The organism is Rugamonas apoptosis (genome assembly GCF_014042355.1).
GTDB lineage: Bacteria > Pseudomonadota > Gammaproteobacteria > Burkholderiales > Burkholderiaceae_D > Rugamonas > Rugamonas apoptosis.
The window spans coordinates 1-313 of the sequence record NZ_JACEZU010000055.1 but is presented as its reverse complement, the minus strand read 5'-3'; the positions used below and the strand labels follow the sequence as shown (position 1 = coordinate 313).

The following is a 313-nucleotide window of genomic DNA, read 5'->3' as shown; positions in this document are numbered from 1 at the left end:
GGCGGCGAAGTCTTGGCGCGCAAGGATTACGAGTCGGCCCAGGCCGACCTGGCCCAGGCCAGCGCCGAGACGCGCCGCGCGGCCCAGCGCCTGTCTAACCTGAATGCCGGCCCCCGCGACGACGGCGGCTTCGGCCTGCGCGCGCCGATCGATGGCGTGGTGGCCGAGCGCCAACTGAATCCGGGCCAGGAAGTGCGGCCCGACCTGCCCAACCCCCTGTTCGTGGTGACGGACTTGCGCCACCTGTGGCTGGTGGTGGATGTACCCGAACGGGGCGCCGGCGCGATCGCCGCCGGTCAGGACGTGGCGCTGG

At 73.2% G+C, this 313-nt stretch carries 1 pseudogene; it reads left to right on the top strand.

The features are described 5' to 3' along the window. Positions 1-313, top strand: a pseudogene (locus H3H39_RS27400) (efflux RND transporter periplasmic adaptor subunit); the annotation flags it as partial.